14 protein-coding genes, 1 pseudogene and 1 riboswitch are annotated in these 16,385 nt (G+C 67.1%); of the genes and pseudogenes, 7 read left to right on the forward strand and 8 right to left on the reverse strand.

The annotated features are described in order from the left end of the window. Nucleotides 1-94: 94 nt before the first annotated feature. Together GTV32_RS00505 and GTV32_RS00515 are read left to right on the forward strand one after the other, a co-directional pair. Nucleotides 95-1,002 (forward strand): annotated as a pseudogene (locus GTV32_RS00505) (oxygenase MpaB family protein). A gap of 306 nt (nt 1,003-1,308) precedes the next feature. Then, nucleotides 1,309-2,367 (forward strand): PHP domain-containing protein, encoded by a 1,059-nt coding sequence (locus tag GTV32_RS00515; RefSeq protein ID WP_161058498.1) that lies wholly within the window; start codon nt 1,309-1,311, stop codon nt 2,365-2,367. Between the two features lie 9 nt (nt 2,368-2,376). Here the strand turns inward: GTV32_RS00515 and GTV32_RS00520 are convergent, their stop codons facing one another. Then, nucleotides 2,377-2,922 carry a YdcF family protein gene (locus tag GTV32_RS00520; protein WP_237421459.1) on the reverse strand — a complete coding sequence of 182 codons (546 nt, stop codon included), beginning with the start codon at nt 2,920-2,922 and terminating at the stop codon, nt 2,377-2,379. A 553-nt stretch (nt 2,923-3,475) separates the two neighbouring features. On the opposite strand from GTV32_RS00520, the gene GTV32_RS00525 reads away from it, so the two are divergent. The 3 genes from GTV32_RS00525 (at nt 3,476) to GTV32_RS00535 (ending at nt 5,418) form a co-directional block, all read left to right on the forward strand. Next, nucleotides 3,476-4,492 (forward strand): alpha/beta fold hydrolase, encoded by a 1,017-nt coding sequence (locus GTV32_RS00525; RefSeq protein ID WP_343287161.1) that lies wholly within the window; start codon nt 3,476-3,478, stop codon nt 4,490-4,492. Nucleotides 4,493-4,623: 131 nt separating this feature from the next. After that, nucleotides 4,624-5,007, forward strand: coding sequence for a hypothetical protein (locus GTV32_RS00530; RefSeq protein WP_161058500.1), 384 nt, complete (start codon nt 4,624-4,626; stop codon nt 5,005-5,007). Between the two features lie 19 nt (nt 5,008-5,026). Then, a riboswitch (guanidine-III (ykkC-III) riboswitch) is annotated at nt 5,027-5,089 on the forward strand. A gap of 14 nt (nt 5,090-5,103) precedes the next feature. Further along, entirely contained in the window at nt 5,104-5,418 is a 315-nt protein-coding gene (locus tag GTV32_RS00535) for a multidrug efflux SMR transporter (protein ID WP_161058501.1), read from the forward strand. A gap of 7 nt (nt 5,419-5,425) precedes the next feature. Here GTV32_RS00535 and GTV32_RS23270 read toward each other — a convergent pair whose 3' ends face one another. Further along, entirely contained in the window at nt 5,426-6,211 is a 786-nt protein-coding gene (locus GTV32_RS23270; protein ID WP_237421460.1) for a hypothetical protein, read from the reverse strand. 194 nt (nt 6,212-6,405) lie between these two features. On the opposite strand from GTV32_RS23270, the gene GTV32_RS00545 reads away from it, so the two are divergent. Then, complete coding sequence (locus GTV32_RS00545) at nt 6,406-7,623, forward strand: cation:proton antiporter (protein ID WP_237421622.1); 1,218 nt, start codon at nt 6,406-6,408, stop codon at nt 7,621-7,623. Between the two features lie 76 nt (nt 7,624-7,699). Here the strand turns inward: GTV32_RS00545 and GTV32_RS00550 are convergent, their stop codons facing one another. The 5 genes from GTV32_RS00550 to GTV32_RS00570 form a co-directional block, all read right to left on the reverse strand. Then, complete coding sequence (locus GTV32_RS00550; protein ID WP_161058502.1) at nt 7,700-8,023, reverse strand: transglycosylase family protein; 324 nt, start codon at nt 8,021-8,023, stop codon at nt 7,700-7,702. Nucleotides 8,024-8,297: 274 nt separating this feature from the next. Beyond that, a complete protein-coding gene (locus GTV32_RS00555; RefSeq protein ID WP_161058503.1) occupies nt 8,298-8,936 on the reverse strand; it encodes an endonuclease in 639 nt (212 codons plus the stop codon). Next, a complete protein-coding gene (locus GTV32_RS00560) occupies nt 8,933-10,066 on the reverse strand; it encodes a hypothetical protein (RefSeq protein WP_202421533.1) in 1,134 nt (377 codons plus the stop codon). Before GTV32_RS00560 ends, GTV32_RS00555 begins: the two co-directional genes overlap by 4 nt. Nucleotides 10,067-10,132: 66 nt before the next feature. Further along, nucleotides 10,133-10,327, reverse strand: a complete 195-nt coding sequence (locus tag GTV32_RS23275) for a YbdD/YjiX family protein (RefSeq protein WP_343287162.1) — start codon at nt 10,325-10,327, stop codon at nt 10,133-10,135. Beyond that, nucleotides 10,324-12,606 carry a carbon starvation CstA family protein gene (locus GTV32_RS00570; protein WP_161058505.1) on the reverse strand — a complete coding sequence of 761 codons (2,283 nt, stop codon included), beginning with the start codon at nt 12,604-12,606 and terminating at the stop codon, nt 10,324-10,326. The genes GTV32_RS23275 and GTV32_RS00570 overlap by 4 nt, the downstream gene beginning before the upstream one ends. A 110-nt stretch (nt 12,607-12,716) precedes the next feature. Between GTV32_RS00570 and GTV32_RS00575 the strand changes: the two genes are divergently transcribed. Next, entirely contained in the window at nt 12,717-14,981 is a 2,265-nt protein-coding gene (locus tag GTV32_RS00575) for a glycoside hydrolase family 3 C-terminal domain-containing protein (RefSeq protein WP_161058506.1), read from the forward strand. Between the two features lie 25 nt (nt 14,982-15,006). Here GTV32_RS00575 and GTV32_RS00580 read toward each other — a convergent pair whose 3' ends face one another. Continuing rightward, on the reverse strand, nt 15,007-16,335 hold the full coding sequence (locus tag GTV32_RS00580) for a cytochrome P450 (RefSeq protein ID WP_161058507.1): 1,329 nt from the start codon (nt 16,333-16,335) through the stop codon (nt 15,007-15,009). Between the last annotated feature and the right edge of the window lie 50 nt (nt 16,336-16,385).

A 16,385-nucleotide genomic window follows, 5' to 3' on the forward strand; every position in this document is an offset into this window, starting at 1 on the left:
GCTTCCGTTCCCCTTTCCCTTGCCGCATCAACTGGCTGGCATGTGGCTCAACGATCGTTTCGACGAGAACATCAGGTCCAAGTACTTCCGTGGGATGGAGTTCTCGGAGCCGGTCGGGGACCCGGGATGGTTCGGGCCGGAGAGTGCGACCTGGTATGTCCATTCCCATACGCCCGCGCTCATCTTCGGCCTGCAATGTGCGTCGTATCTGGAGCGGCTGGACCCGAGCATCTTCTGGATGGGCGTGCACCATTCGCGTCTCGTCCAGAAGGACGACGACGGTGAGCCCACCGGACGTATCGACCCCGCCGGTGCGGCGGTGCGCCTGGGGCATTCGGTGGCCTTCTTCATCGGCACCGCATATGGATCCACCGAGACCGCGCAACGGCTCGCGAAGACGGTGCGGGCCATGCATCACACCATCAAGGGCACCCGGCCCGACGGGCTCGCCTACGACGCGGACGATCCGGAATGGTTGCGGTGGAACTACGCCACGGTGGTCTGGGGATCGCCACGGCGCATGAGATCTATCATCCGAAGCCGTTGCGGGGCGCGGAACTGGATCGGTACTACTCGGAATTCGTCCGCGTCGGGCATGCACTCGGCGGTACCGATCTGCCCGCCACCAAGGCCGACACACTGGCGTGCCTTGCCGAGTATCTGCCGAGACTGGCTGTGACACATGGCAATGCGGTCGCGACCGGGCCGAATCTCACGAATCCGGCCCAAGCTGCGGTCGACTGGGCGATCCGGGACACGATGCCGGACTGGGCGGCGCAACTGGTGATGCATCGCGCACCCAACCCGATCGAACGCCGGGCACGCCGCAGCGCGGTCTGGGCGGCGCTGAACGGTCTCCACGCCACCATGGGCGAGGCACCCGAGTTCGCCGCCGCCAGGGCCAGGGTCGCGGACGGCACGACCGTGCCGCATACCGAACCACCACGTGACGTGTGGTCGGACCCTGCGCTCGACCGGTCCGAGGTGGAGGCGGCACTCTGACGGACATGCTGGACAGAGGTGGCCACACGCGGGTGTGCGATCAGCGGCGTGCGGCGATCTCGTCGCCGAGTCGATAGTAATCGGCAAGTGGTGACGCACCGCCGCTCCAGAACCGTCCCGGATCGAATCAGTTGGCGCCCTTCGTTGCCTCGAGGGCGCTGATGCCGATGACCGCCCGGCGCGCCGTTCTCATCTCCGTAGCGCACGGGTGCAGCGGAGATCAGACACTATCCTCGAGCACATGCAGCTACATCGGCCACACGCGGCGGCGCAGGGCCGGACCGCCGGCCGGCCCGGCGAATCATCATGAGGGCCTTTGTCCCGCTCGACGCCCCGGTGGGCCCGGTGGAGGCGCTGACACGGATCGCGTGGTTGCTGGAGAGGAAGCGGGAGAGCACTTACCGCGTGGAGGCCTTCCGCAAGGCGGCCCGCGCTGCGGAACGCGCCGGTGTTGACGAGCTGACCGCACGCACCACTGCGGGGACGCTCACCGAGATCGCCGGGATCGGCAAGGCCACGGCGTCGGTCATCTCGGCAGCGGTTGCCGGTGAGATGCCTGGTTACCTGGCGGACGTGCAGCAGGGCGCCGTGGAACCTCTCGCCGTCGGCGGCGGCGACCTCTATCGGGCCGCCCGCGGCGACCTGCACGCCCACACCGACTGGAGCGACGGCGGCGCCCCCCTCGACGAGATGGCCGCCGCGGCGACCGCGCTGGGACAGGAATGGCTCACCATCACCGACCATTCGCCGCGTCTGACGGTGGCGAACGGGCTGAGCCCGCAGCGACTCCGACGTCAGATCGACGACATCGAAGCGCTGAACCGGGTTTCGGACGGCATGGTCCGCGTCCTGACCGGTATCGAGGTCGACATCCTCGACGACGGTTCGCTCGACCAGACCGACGAACTGCTCGAGCGTCTCGACGTGGTCACCGCGTCGGTGCATTCGAAACTCAGGATGGATGCGGCGCCGATGACGAGACGGTTGGTGGCGGCGGTGTCCGATCCGCGGGTGAACGTGCTCGGACACTGCACGGGCCGTCGTGTGACCGGCGGTCGAGGTGCGCGTCCGCCGTCGGCCTTCGATGCCCGAGAAGTGTTCGCCGCGTGCGCCGAGCACGGCACAGCCGTGGAGATCAACTCCCGGCCCGAACGCGTGGATCCGCCGGACGACCTCATCGAGTTGGCGCGTGACCTCGGCTGTCTGTTCGCCATCGATTCGGACGCGCACGCGCCGGGACAGTTGGAGTTCACCGCGCTCGGTGCCGAACGCGCGGAGCGTCTCGGCATCGATCCAGATCGGATCGTGACCACCTGGGCCGTCGACAGGCTGCTCGGCTGGACGGCCGGCGGCACCCGGCCGTAGCCCTGACGGTCACCGGGAGGTGACTCCCGTGATCGGCATGGCGCCGCGGATCGCCTGACGAAAGTCCTTCATCGCCCGTGTGAGGTGGTCGGGGCTGGTCACGAGTACCGCTCCGGTGGAGCGGCCGGCGAACAGGATTCGGGCGCAATTCCGGGCATTCTCCACCGTGCTCCGTGAGTGGTTCTCGGCAGTGATCCTGGTCGGGGCTACGTCACGGGCGACCAGCCATCCCTTCATCGCCTGGGCCTCGGTCCGTCCTCCTCGCGGGAGTCCTCCCGTGGTGATCACCTGAGCTTGCGGGAACTCGCGGGTCAGCGGCAAAGCCGCTCGAAGACGTTGGATGAGAACCGGTTTCATTGAACCGTCATGGTTGAGTGCAGCCCCGAGGACGACGATGCGTGTACCGAACGGGTTGATACGCAGCAGAAGTGGTATGCCGGGTCCGGACACCTGTCGAGTGGCCTCGCCGACGGCGGCCGAGCCCGGTGCCGCGGTGGCAGATGTGGTGTGCAGCAACCCGCCGACCAGCATTCCCGTGGCGATCACGATGGTCATGTAGCGAAAAATAGTGTGCCGAAATGGCATTGATCGTTGTCCTCCCCGTTTGAGTGCGTTGCGTGGCCTTCCTTGCGGCCGACCGTGCGGTCCCCCCGGACAACGCGTGGGACAGATGCTAGGGCCTCGTTCGTCAGAATGCCAGGCCCCGCCGCAGGTGACACACATGTGTCGAGAAGGGTCCGAGTCGGACGATTGACCGAGTCTGCCGTACAGCATCCTCGGCATCGAATTCCTCTGTCCGGCAATGTATTGCGATTTTCGATCGGTGAGCGATCGCTCGGTCGTGGACTACCTGGATGTTGTTCGGGGTTAGCGATGTCAAAACCGGCGATTCGGCTGTTTCCCTGCTGGTTCGTGCCTACCGTTGCACTGCAATCTGTGCTCGCGGACACGCATTCGGACCGGGGGCCTGGTGGTCTGTGGCACGCACGTCACGGGAAAGGAAAGTTCAGATGGGTCAAACGACTGAGCGGGGCGGAGCGTTGCGCCGACGGCTCCTGGGGGCTCGATCGCCGTCGCTGCGGCGTTGTCGTTCGGGTTGGGAACAGCGGTGCCGGCATCGGCCGCCACCCAGCAGGATCTCAACGCCACGATCAAGGCGGGTCTCGAGAAGCCGGTTGCCGACGACGTCATCCTCGGCGGTTCGAGCACATGGAAGACACCGACCGGCAGCGGTCGGCCCGAAGACGACTTCTGGAAGGCGTTCGGCAACGGTCTGCGGGCACCCGATGTCGCACCACCGGGCGCCAACGACTGGAACTGCACACCTTCCGATGGCCAGGAGCCCGTTGTTCTCGTCCACGGAACATGGGAGAACGCGTACGACAACTGGGCGTATCTGGCACCGAATCTCAAACGCGCCGGGATGTGTGTCTATGCGCTGAACTACGGAATCCTGGGCCTGGCACAGGGCGGCGGTCTGGGGAGCGTGCTCCCGGGTGCCTACGGCACCGGCGACATCGCGCAGTCGGCCACACAGCTGGCCGCCTTCGTCGATCGGGTCCGATCATCGACGGGCGCATCGAAGGTGAACATCGTGGGTCACTCGCAGGGCGGCTTGATGGCGCGCCAATACCTCAAGTTCGACGGCGGCGCCGACAAGGTGGATCAGCTCGTGACGCTCGGGGCGACCAATCACGGAACCACCCTGCTGGGCATCGGCGCACTCGGACGCACCATCAACAATGCCGGGATCGACGTCCTCGGCCCGGTCGCGCTGGGTGTCGGCGTCTCGGGCATCCAGCAGGTCTACGACTCGCAGTTCCTCAAGAAGCTCAATGCCGGCGGCGACACGGTGCCCGGGGTGAAATACACGATCATCGCGTCGCGGTATGACGAGGTCACCACGCCGTACCAGTCGACCTTCTTGCAGGGCCCGGACGTTCGCAACATCACGCTGCAGGACGGGTGCGGGATAGATACGTCCGATCATCTGGCGATGAGCTACTCGAAGCGGGCCGTGTCGATCGTGCTCAACACGTTCGGGGCGAAGATCGCGACGACGCCTGGCGGGCCGGCGGTTCCGGTACCGGTGGTGTGCGGACCGAATGCGTGGCTCATCGGCTGAGTGAACACCGACGCGCGCGGTGCGACCGGTCCCCGGTTTCACCGCGCGCGACGGTGGCGGAGACGGTCGAACCTGTGGAGACTGGAGGCACACGGCACATCTGCCGCGGCCCGCTGCATCAGGAGGCTCACATGGCGGACAACAACGGACCATTCGGGATGAGCCCGGAGGATTTCGACCGGTTCGCACGCGAGGCCACCGATGGTGTCCGCGACATGGTCGGGAGGTTCCTGGCGAGCCCCGGAGGCCAGGGCGGTGCATGGTCGTCGATGTTCGAGGACACCCGGCGCCGCGCGCAACGTGAACCCGAGACGACAGGTGACACCGGCACGGGTGTGTGGGCGATCTTCGTCGTCGACGACGCCGGGGGTGCTCGCGTCGAGCAGGTCTACGCCACCGAACTCGAAGCTCTTCGTGCCAACAAGCACAACACGGACGCGAAGCGGAAGGTCCGGTTCCTGCCGTACGGCATCGCGGTGAGCGCGCTCGACGAGGATGACGTCACCGACGCCTGATCGCCGGTTTGCTAGCCTGAATCGGTCGATGGCGACACCCGGACGAGCCCGCCGTACCCGGCCGACGACAAGACGGTGGCTGTGGAGGTCACCGCCATGTCATGGCTCGTTCTCGTCATCTCCGGGGTCCTGGAGGCCGTCTGGGCGACTGCGATGGGCAAATCCGAGGGTTTCAGCCGACTGGGGCCGAGCGCGGTCTTTGCCGTCGCACTCATCGCCAGCATGGCCGGCCTGGCCTACGCGATGCGCGACCTGCCGACCGGGACGGCGTACGCCGTCTGGGTCGGCATCGGTGCAACGCTGACGGTGGTCTACGCCATGCTGACCGGCGAGGAGTCGGCCAGTCTGGTCAAGGTGCTGTGCATCGTCGCTGTCGTCGGTGGGGTCATCGGACTGAAGTCGGCCGGCTGACGAACCTTCACCGATGCGCAGGTTCGGCCAGCCCCCGCGCCAAGCCGACGCCCGCGCCGATTCCCGCGCCCATGGCGGTGAACGGCGCGGCGGTGGCCGCAGCACCGATGGCGGCGCCCGCGATCGGGCCGACCACCAGGCCGGCGGGGAGGAATGGCACGCCGACGACGAGTCCGGCGACGCCGCCGACCAGTCCGCCTGCGGCAGCGAGGGGGGCGCCGACGGTCACCGTGGCGATTGCCGCACCCGCGGTCGCATCGCCGATGGTCGCGGCCGCGACCCGGTCCGAGCGTGCGGGGTCCAGCCCCATCGAGTCACCCGCGGCAGCGACCTGCGCCTCCGCCCCGGCAGCTGCGTCGTTGATCTGCCGCGTCTGCTGCGGCGACAGCCAGTCGGGGGCCTGCGCCTGGAGGTCGCCCGCGCGGACGGTGCCCGGGGCCGGTGCGATCGGCTTCACCGGTGCCACCGGCATCGGAGCGTGCAGAGAACTCAGGTCGAGGGGGCCCAGTGGTTGCATCCGCTGCGCGCGCGTTCCGGGTCCGGTGCGCCGAGCACCGTCGCCTGCTTCGGCCCGCTGAGGGTCGGCAGCGGGCCGGGGTGCGGCTACAGCCGGCACCGCCGGCGGTGTGAGATGCGGAGCGACCGCCGCCGGCGACGGTACCGAAAGCGCGGGCAATGCAGGTAGCGATGGCGCGGGCGCACGATCAGGCGACGCCGGTGCTGCCGACGCGGCCCCGGCAGCGGCGAACGCGAAGACCACCGGTGCCGACCCCGCGGCGACAAACGTGGCCATACGGCGATGCTGGTTCGGTGCGCGGTGACGGCCTCGTGTGCGATTGCTCATGCGTTCTTACCTCCGGCTTGTCGTCGTTCACTGGATCCTTCTGTCCGGCATTCGCACGGTGATGGTCCGCGGATTGGTCGTCTTTCGAACCGCCGCGGCACGACGGCGCCGGCCCCGAATCACGCTGTGCCAGGATGTTTACCATGATGCTGCTGGCCGAGGCGTCGTCCGAGATGGACACGTCGGCGATCGTCTCGCTGTTCTGGATCGCAGTGGCAGCGGTGGCCTCGCCACTGATCTCCCGGGCCACGCGGGGATATGTGCCCGATGCAGTGGTGCTGCTCGTCGCCGGCATGGTCGTCGGGCCGAACATGCTGGACTGGGCCGACAACGACAGCGTAGCGGTACTCAGCCAGTTGGGTCTCGGCCTGCTTTTCCTGTTGGCCGGCTACGAACTCGATCCTCAATTGCTCAGCGGCAGGTCGGGTCGGGTTGCCCGCTACACCTGGCTCATCGGCCTTGTGTCGGCCTTGGTCGTCGTCGCTCTGACCGTCCCCGCCGACAGCTTCTCGACGCATATTGCCCTGGCGATCGCCTTGACCTCGACCGCGCTCGGCACCCTGCTGCCGATCATCCGGGAGGCCGGTGTTCTCGACACACCACTCGGGCGGTCGGTCATGGCACACGGTGCGGTGGGGGAGTTGGGACCGATCCTGGCGATGTCGCTGCTGCTGACCAGTCGGGACCTGATCGGGGCGTTGGTGGTGCTGGTGCTCTTCGGCTTGGCGGCCGTGATCATCGGCGCGGTCCCGCAACGCCTCATCGCCCAGGTGCCCGGAGTCCGGCGGGCGGTGACCGTGATGCGCGGGGGCACCGTTCAGCTGCCGGTGCGGATCGTCTTCCTGCTGCTCGTCTCTCTGATGACCGTTGCTGCCGTGTTCGACCTCGACGTGGTACTCGGGGCATTCGCGGCGGGCCTCATCCTCCGTCGCCTGATCGGACCGGAACAGAAGGAAGTGGGCAAGTCGCTCGAGGTGATCGGGTTCGGCGTGTTCATCCCGGTCTTCTTCGTCACGTCGGGGATGGTCATCGACGTGACCGCCGTCCTCGGGCACCCGGGCGTGTGGGCGATCCTCGTGGCTGCGATCGCGGTCGCCCGCGGACTGCCGGTGTGGCTCAGCGAGCGATTCATCGAGCACGGGGCGAATCTCGAAACCCGCCACGAGCGAGCACAGTTGGCGCTCTACGCCGCGACCGGTCTACCGATCATCGTCGCGGTGACCCAGGTTGCGACAGCGTCGGACCTGATGTCGATCGAGGTCGCGTCCACACTGGTTGCGGCCGGGGCGACCACGGTACTGCTCTTCCCGATGGTGGCGCGGATCATCGGCGCGCGCCATCGGAGTGACATGACGACGTGAGCCGGGCCGAGACAGTGTCGAGGTCGACACCGCTCGACCCGGCTCACGGGTCAGACGTTGAGCTCCGCTCTGATGATCAGAGGTTGGCGCCGCACACCGGCCAGGCGCCCGGACCCTGGGAGGCGAGAACATTCTCGGCCACCCGGATCTGCTCGGCCTTCGAGGCGTTGGCCGGGTTACCGGACCCGCCGTTGGCCTCCCACGTGCTCTGCGAGAACTGCAGACCGCCGTAGTAACCGTTGCCGGTGTTGGTGGACCAGTTGCCGCCGCTCTCGCACTGGGCGACAGCGTCCCAGTTTCCGGCCGCCGAGGCGGTACCGGCGAACGCGGCGAGCGGGGCCAGGGACAGCGCACCGACGACACCGGCGCGCACTGCGAGCTTCTTCATGCTCATGGTCATCGTTCCTCCTATCGCCGCCCCGTAGCGGGCTGGGCAGCTGATCTTCGGACCGGTGGCGACCGTACAAGACTGATAACGGATAGGTCACGTCAACACGGTGACCTGGGGCATTGGGGTAACGCTGAGATAACACGCCGGGGATTCGGGCGAAACGCCTGCGCATAGCGGTGATTTGGCACGACAAATCACTTTCTGCAATCAAATCCAAAGTGACGAAGAACACAGCCGAAATGTGTGGTGGATCACAGCATTTCGCCGAGAAAGAGGCAGCGACTCAGCCCAGATCGGCGCGGACATCCTTGTCGAGGGACGCGCGGACCAAGGCGGCCGCGAGCACGGCCGGCCGGCCGTCGGCGAGTTCGCCCAGTTCGGTGGGATCGTCGGGCAGACCGACCTCCGTGGCGCTCGAGAGCGCCCGCTTGTCGAAGTAGGGAGCGACCCACTCCCACACCGCTTGCACCTCGCGCAGGAAGACGTCTGCACCGACCGGGCCGATACCGGTGAACTCCTGCAGCAACGCGGCGGCGCGCTCCACATCACCGTCGGCCTTGGCCGCCAGCGTGCGTAGGTCCCCGTGGTGCTCGTCGAGGACCTTCTGGCCCGCCTCGCCGAGGCGGGTGGCGGTGCTCTCGTCGTAGCGCACATAGTGGCCGCGCCCGAGGGCGTCCACCAGGGCCTGCCACTGGGCGTCAGCCATCTTCTCGGGTGTGCGGTAGCCGGCGGAGTACAACTCGCGCGCGGCCGCGACCGCGATGTCGGCCGAGATGCGGGCGCTCAGCAGAAGTGACAGGACGAGGAGTTGGAACAGCGGTGCCGGGGTGTCCTTGAGGGGGATGCCTGCCTCATCGGCGTAGGTACGACCGGCACGCTCGACGAGCATCGTGGCGATCCTCTGCTGCTTTTTGGTGGTCATGATTCCTCCTCGGTCGTGGTCGCCCCGCGCGAAGCGTCCACACGCTGGTCGGTGTCGTCTTCAGCGCGTCGCCGGGTGCGCTCTCGATATCCGAAGGTCGCGGTGAGGATGTCCTCGTAGCTGTCGGCGCTGGACCCGACGGCGCCGGCAACCGTTCCCATCGACGTGGCGAGCCAGGCCAGATACACATAGTTGAGGAACGAGGCGCTGGAGACGCCCAGCTGCTGTGCCAGAAAACCGGACTCGATCACAGCGAGTGATGTGCAGAGGGTGGCAGCGAAGAGTCCGGCATACAGGACGGCGGCGTTGAGCAGCACTGTCGTCGCGGTTGCTGCGTTGTAGAGGCGGGCGCGTGCCTGTGGCAGTGCGCCGCGACGTTCCCACAACCTGTTGTTCGTGATCAGCCAGACCGTCATCACCACCATGGAGAGCACCGACAGTCCGGCCAGCCGCCACGGGCTGAGGGCGTTGGCCATGGCCCAGATCGAGGAGTAGAAGACGCCGAAACTGGCAGTGGCGGCCGCCGCCGCCATCAGGCCGGTCAGTGTCGGGATGAGGCGCCACGGGCGATTGCCGCGAACCATGCCGGCCACCATTCTGGTGCGGCTCAGCAACTTTCCGGATGCCAGGTACTCGACATCCGACTGGGGGCCGGGATACCAGCTGGTACCGCGAACCATGCTCGGCGCGTCCGGGTTGCCCAGTCGGGTGACCGCCGCGACCAAGGCCGGTATCAAGCGATGGGTGACCAGTCCGAGCGCCGGTAGGGACACGATGATCGTGGATCGTCCGTGGTCGACCTCGGCGATCAGCCCGCGTCGGTGATCCATTCGGGGAAACTCGGTGATGACGGCGAGTACAGACGAACCGGTTTCGGAATGTCGCACCGCGTCGAGGACGAGGAGTCCGCCCTCCGGATCGAGGCTGAGGGTTTCGGTGGCCACCGACAGCGAGTCGATGCCCGCCTCAGAGCGGAGGCGTTCGTCCAGGCGGTCGTGCACTCTCTGGACCGCGGTTGTCGGCGGACCGGGATCGGCGACGATACGAACGCTGGAGGAGTGGTCTGGGTCGGTGTTTCCGGCCGCACCACGACGTCCGGTGTCGTCGAGGCGTGCGCGATGATCCGTCATGAGTCCATAACTACCCACCGCGTGAACCGTTCAATCCCGACCGTCGACGTCACCCTGGTCGAGCGGTCAGCAGCACCGAGCCCCTGGATTCCGGTCCTGGTCTGAGTAGCGACGCCGCCAGTACTCCCGCTCCGAGAGCGGCGGCTGATCCGGGTGGGTGCGTGCGGTGTGCTCGAGATAGCGCATGTAGTCGCGGTCGCCCATCACACTGCCGACATACCAACTCACGGCGGCCCAGCCGCGCCGGACGGTGGCGATCACGGCGATCTCGTCTCGGTCGATGACTCGGTCACCGGGTGGGCCGCGAGGTACTCGTCCCATTCCCGCTGCACCGATTTCTCGGCGGGTGTCGCGATCAGCCCCCGTGGCCCGAAGATCTTCGACGGCACCGGGTCCTCCTCGGTCGTCGGCATGCCGCCTTGCCGCAGCGCGCGCACACAGATGTAGGCACCGACGAGGGCGACGATCAACACCAGCACGGCGAAGACGATCGACAAGGTGCCCTGGATGAACGTGTTGCGGATGACCGCGTCGATCTCGTCCGCGGACTTTGCCGTCTTGAACGTCGTCAGACCCTGATCCTTGGCATCGACGAACGCGCTGTGTTGCGACCAGTACCCGATGGAGGGGTTGTCGGAGAAGATCTTCTGCCACGATGCGGACATGGTGACCACGAGATCCCAGATCAGGGGTACGCCGGGGATCCACGCCCATTTGGTCTGCCCGCGTTTGACGAGAACCACGGTCACCACCGTGAGTGCGACGGCTGCCAGCAACTGGTTGGCGATGCCGAACAGCGGGAACAATGTGTTGATCCCGCCCAGCGGGTCGGTGACCCCCATCAACAAGATCGATCCCCAGGCCGCGCACACGATCACGGTGCACAACCACGCACCGGGCCGCCAGGACGGATCCTTGAAACGCCGTGCGCCGGGCAGGTTCCCGATGCCATCGGAGAGCATGAAACGGGCGACTCGGGTGCCGGCGTCGACGGTGGTGAGGATGAAGAGCGCCTCGAACATGATCGCGAAGTGATACCAGAACGACCGGAGCGACTCGCCGCCGATCGCCTCCTGCAGGGTGTCGGCCATTCCCATCGCCAACGTCGGGGCGCCGCCGGTCTTTGACACGATCGACGCCTCACCCACGCCATCGGCGGCCTGCTGGAAATGCTCGGCGGTCGCTGGGGTGCCACCGAGACCGAGGCCGTTGACGTAGTCGGCGGCCCCTTCGGCGGTGCCGCCGGTGACCGACTTGGGCGCGTTCATCGCGAAGTAGAGGTGCTGGTCCAGGATGCATGCGGTGATCAGTGCCATGATCGCGACGAAGGATTCGGTCAGCATCCCGCCGTAGCCGATGATCCTGGCCTGGCCCTCCTTCGCCAGCAACTTGGGCGTCGTGCCCGAGGCGATCAGAGCATGGAATCCGGACAATGCACCGCAGGCGATCGTGATGAACAGGAACGGGAACAGTGCTCCCGCGAAGGCCGGACCCTTGCCGTTCCAGGCGAAGTCACTGACCGCGGGCGCTTCCATCACCGGGCGGACCAGCAGGATGCCCAGGGCGAGCAGCACGATGGTGCCGACCTTCATGAACGTCGAGAGATAGTCACGTGGCGCCAGCAGCAACCACACCGGGAGCACCGCGGCGGCCACGCCGTAGATGATGATGGCCCAGCTCAGGACGACCGGCGAGAGGCTGAACCAGTCGTTGCCCCACGAGGATTCGCCCACGTAGCGACCGGCGACGATGGCGGCGAGCAACAGCACCACGCCGATGGCGGAGACCTCGCTGACCCGCCCGGGCCGGAGGAAGCGCAGATAGACGCCCATGAACAAGGCGATCGGGATGGTCATCGCGATCGAGAACACGCCCCACGGGCTCTCGGCCAGTGCGTTGACGACCACCAGAGCGAGGACGGCGATCAGGATGATCATGATGACGAAGACGGCGATGATGGCCGCTGTGCCGCCGAACGCCCCGAGTTCGTCGCGGGCCATCTGCCCCAGGCTTCGCCCGCGACGGCGGGTCGAGATGGACAGGACCAGATAGTCCTGAACACATCCGGCGAACACGGCGCCGATGATGATCCAGATCGTGCCCGGCAGGTAGCCCATCTGGGCGGCCAGCACCGGGCCGACGAGGGGGCCCGCGCCGGCGATCGCCGCGAAATGATGCCCGAACAGGACCCTGCGGTCGGTCGGCATGTAGTCGCGAGCGTTGTCGAGAACCTCGGCGGGGGTCGCATGGTCGTCCCGGGGTCTGACGACCTTCATCTCGATCATCCGCGCGTAGAACCGGTACGCGATGACGTAGGTGCAGACGGCCGCCAGGACGAACCACACTGCGTTCACGGTCTCGCCCCGGACGAAGGCGACGATCGCCCAGGAGACCGCACCGATCAGTCCGATGATGGCGAACAGGATCTTCTTGCCCGTGGTCATGGGGGAGCGGTCAACGATCGCCACCGGCGGCCGCTCGGGATCGGTTCTGACGTACTCGAAGTTCGGGTCGTCGGCGCGTTCATCGGTGACCGTCATCGGCGCTACCTTCCTCGTCACCAGTGTGGCCCGGGTCACTATACAGCCCGCGGCCGGATGCATTCGGCGGGGACATTGAATCGAGATATCACCTCGGGCAGGCTGACGTCATGTCGACTCAAACGCCCGTCCCGTCGCGGCCCGGAGACCATTCCGCCCGCGCCGTCGAGATCGTCGCCGCACTGTCGCCTGCACAAAAAGCGGCCCTGACGTCCGGAGCGTCGTTTTGGCACACCGTCGGTTTCGCTGAACTCGGCGTCGCGCCGCTGATGCTGACCGACGGTCCGCACGGGATACGCAAGCAGGCCGGGGGTGCCGACGCCCTCGGGCTCAACGACTCGGTACCGGCGGTGTGCTTTCCGCCGGCGGTGGCGATGGCGTCGTCGTTCGACGCGGCGGTGATCGAGCACGTCGGCGACGCACTCGGCGCGGAGTGTCTCACCGAGCAGGTCGGGGTGATCCTCGGTCCCGGCGTCAACATCAAGCGGTCCCTGCTGGGTGGGCGGAATTTCGAATACCTTTCCGAGGACCCACATCTGACGGGCCGTATCGGTGCCGCACTGGTGCGCGGCGTACAGCGGCACGGGATCGGGACCTCGGTCAAGCATTTCGCAGTCAACAACCAGGAACACGAGCGGCTGCGGGTGAGCGCCGACGTCGACGAGCGGCCGCTACACGAGATCTACCTCCGTGCATTCGAACACATCGTGCGGACCGAACGGCCGTGGACGATCATGGCGTCGTACAACAGGATCAACGGTGTCTATGCGACCGAGAACTCCTGGCTGCTCACCGAGACCCTGCGTGGGCGATGGGGTTTCGAGGGCCTGGTGATCTCGGACTGGATGGCGGTCGACGACCGGGTGGCGGCGCTGAGTGCCGGGCTCGACCTCGAGATGCCGTCGAGTGGAGAGGTCGGGCCGAGCGCGGTCCGGGCCGCGGTCTCCCGCGGCGACGTGGCCGACAAGACATTGGACGACGCCGCATGCCGGGTGGTCGAGCTGGCCTTGGCGGCAGCGCAGAACGTGGGGAAGGGTGCGGTATACGACCGCGAGGCACATCACCGCCTGGCACGAGAGGTGGCCCGACGCTGCCCGGTGCTGCTGAAGAACGACGACGTCGACGGGACCGGTCCGGTGTTGCCTCTCGCGCGATCGGCCTCCGTTGCGGTGATCGGGGAGTTCGCGCGGACGCCGCGGTACCAGGGCGGCGGGAGCTCGAAGATCAATCCTTTCCGCCTCGACGCGGCACTCGACGAGATGCGGGCGACGGCCGACCCGGACCGTATCGCTTTCGCACCCGGATTCGTGATCGGCGCAAGAGATTCCGATGATCAGATGGTCGACGAGGCGGTCGAGACCGCGCGGCGGGCCGACGTCGCCGTGCTGTTCCTGGGGCTGGGAGACGACGACGAGTCCGAAGGCTTCGACCGTGCGGACTGGCGACTGCCCGATCCGCAGCTCGAGTTGCTCCGACAGATAGTCGCGGTGCATCCCCGGACCGTGGTGGTGCTGTCCAACGGGAGTGTGGTGGACCTGGCCGAGGTCGATGCGGCACCCGCGGTGCTCGAGGGCTGGCTGCTCGGGCAGGCCGGCGGCGGGGCGATCGCCGACATCCTCTACGGCGATGCGGATCCGTCCGGGCGGCTGGCGGAGACGATCCCACTCCGCCTCTCCGACAGTCCGTCATTTCTGGACTTCCCCGGCGAGCAACTGCATGTGCGCTACGGCGAAGGGATCTTTGTCGGGTACCGGTGGTATGACGCTCGTGAACTCCCGGTTCGATACCCGTTTGGGCACGGGTTATCCTACACCACAATGGAATTCGAAGAACTCGAGGTGTCCTCGGCAGAACCGGGACTCGAGCTCGGTGTGACGGTGACCAACACGGGCCTGCGTGCGGGGCGTGCCGTCGCCCAGGTGTACCTCGGTATCGACGACTCGGTGGTCGCCCGTCCACCCCGAGAGTTGAAGGCCATCGGGATCGCCGATCTCGAGCCGGGTACAACGCGACGTCTCGAGCTCTCGATCCCCAGATCCGAACTCGCATATTGGGATCGTGTGGTCGACGATTGGGTGGTGGAGGGAGGTGTCTACCGCGTGGAGGTCGGCGCGTCGAGCCGTGACATTCGGGCATCGACCACTGTCGAGGTGACCGGAGACGAACGCCCCACAAGTGTCGGCCCGTCGTCCACGCTCGGGGAGGTCCTCGACCATCCCGTCGCGGGACCTGAACTCCGCTCACGGATCGCGGCATCGATGGGCGTCGACGAACTCGACCCGGCCATCGTGATGATGGTGTCGTCGTTCCCGATCGGCCGGATCTCGCCGATGCTGGGACTCGACGCGGCCGCGCTCGACGAGTTGCTCGCCTAGCCGGCGGCCACGCGTCGGCGGAGCGTCACGCGGCCCCCGCGGCGGGGGCGTAGGCCACGCCACGCGAATGCCAGGCCTCGCCCTTGGTCGATGTCGGCTCGATGGTGAAGTCGCGGAGCAGATCTCGAAGCACGACGTCCATCTCCATGTGGGCGAATGCCGCCCCGATGCACCGGCGGGTGCCGCCGCCGAACGGGAGCCACGCCTGCCCGGGTGTGTTCCCGACGAACCGGTGCGGATCGAATCGTTCCGGCTCGGCGAACTGACGGCTGTCGTCATGGAGCAGGGAGATCGCCACCAGGACGTTGTAACCCCGAGGGATTCGCCACGGCCCGAGCTCGAGGAGATCGGTGACCACGTGTCGTCCGGCCAGGTCGATGACGGGCCGGCTACGTTGGATCTCGAGGATGGTGGCCATCCGGAACTCGCTGCCGCCGTGGTCGACCTCGTCGACCAGAGCGCGCAGGACATCCGGATTGCGTTGCAGCCGTTCGACTGCCCATGCCAGCGTGGTCGCCGTGGTCTCATGTCCGGCCACCAGCAGCGTGAGCAATTCGTCGGCGATGTCGGCATCGGTCATCGACGAACCGTCGTCGTAGGTGCTCTGCACCATGAGGGCCAGGATGTCGTCCCGCTCCTCGAGTCGCGGATCTTCGCGGGCCTTGGCGATCAGCGCCGCGAGGGTGTCGTCGTAGATCTGCCTGCGGCCGGCAAACGTGCGCCGGGGATCGAACCGGCCGAGGGAGAGCGGGATGTCCGGGGTGGACGCGAGGCGCGAGCCGACGGTCACCAGCGGCGGAATGATGTCTCGAAGCGTGTCGAGTTCCCGTCCGTCGGCGCCGAAGACGGTTCGGAGGATGACGTTGAGCGTCACCCGCATCATCGGCTCGAGAGTGGCGAACTCGGTGCCCATCGGCCATGTTCGGGCTTCGGCGGCGAACTCCTCGGCCACCACGGACTCGTACTGTTTGATCCGCCGCCCGTGCAACGGGGGAGTGAGGAGCTTGCGGCGGCTGCGGTGATCAGTGCCCTCCAGTGCGAACATCGAGCCGTCGCCGAGGATGCGTCCCAGGTTGGGACGGACGTTGGCTGCCTGGTCGGTCGGTGTGGTGAACAGCTGCTTGGCCAGCGTCGGGTCGGCGATGACGACCACCTTGCCGAACAAGGGGATTCGGAGTGTGAACACCGGTCCGTAGCGCTCGGCGAACGCAGCCAGTGTCTGTCGGCGACGCGCGACGAACCCGAGCCCCTGGACAACGGCGGGCAGCCGCGGTCCCGGGGGTAGCGCGGCCGAGGGGCCGGTCGACGTGATCGGCTCGGCGTCCGACGGTCGGGTCGGCTGGGTGGCGACCATGGGCGAATCCCTTTCGACGGTGATCGGCGTGACGGCCGTTTGGTACAGCG

The sequence above is a fragment of the Gordonia sp. SID5947 genome, assembly GCF_009862785.1.
In the GTDB taxonomy this organism is placed as follows: Bacteria; Actinomycetota; Actinomycetes; order Mycobacteriales; family Mycobacteriaceae; genus Gordonia.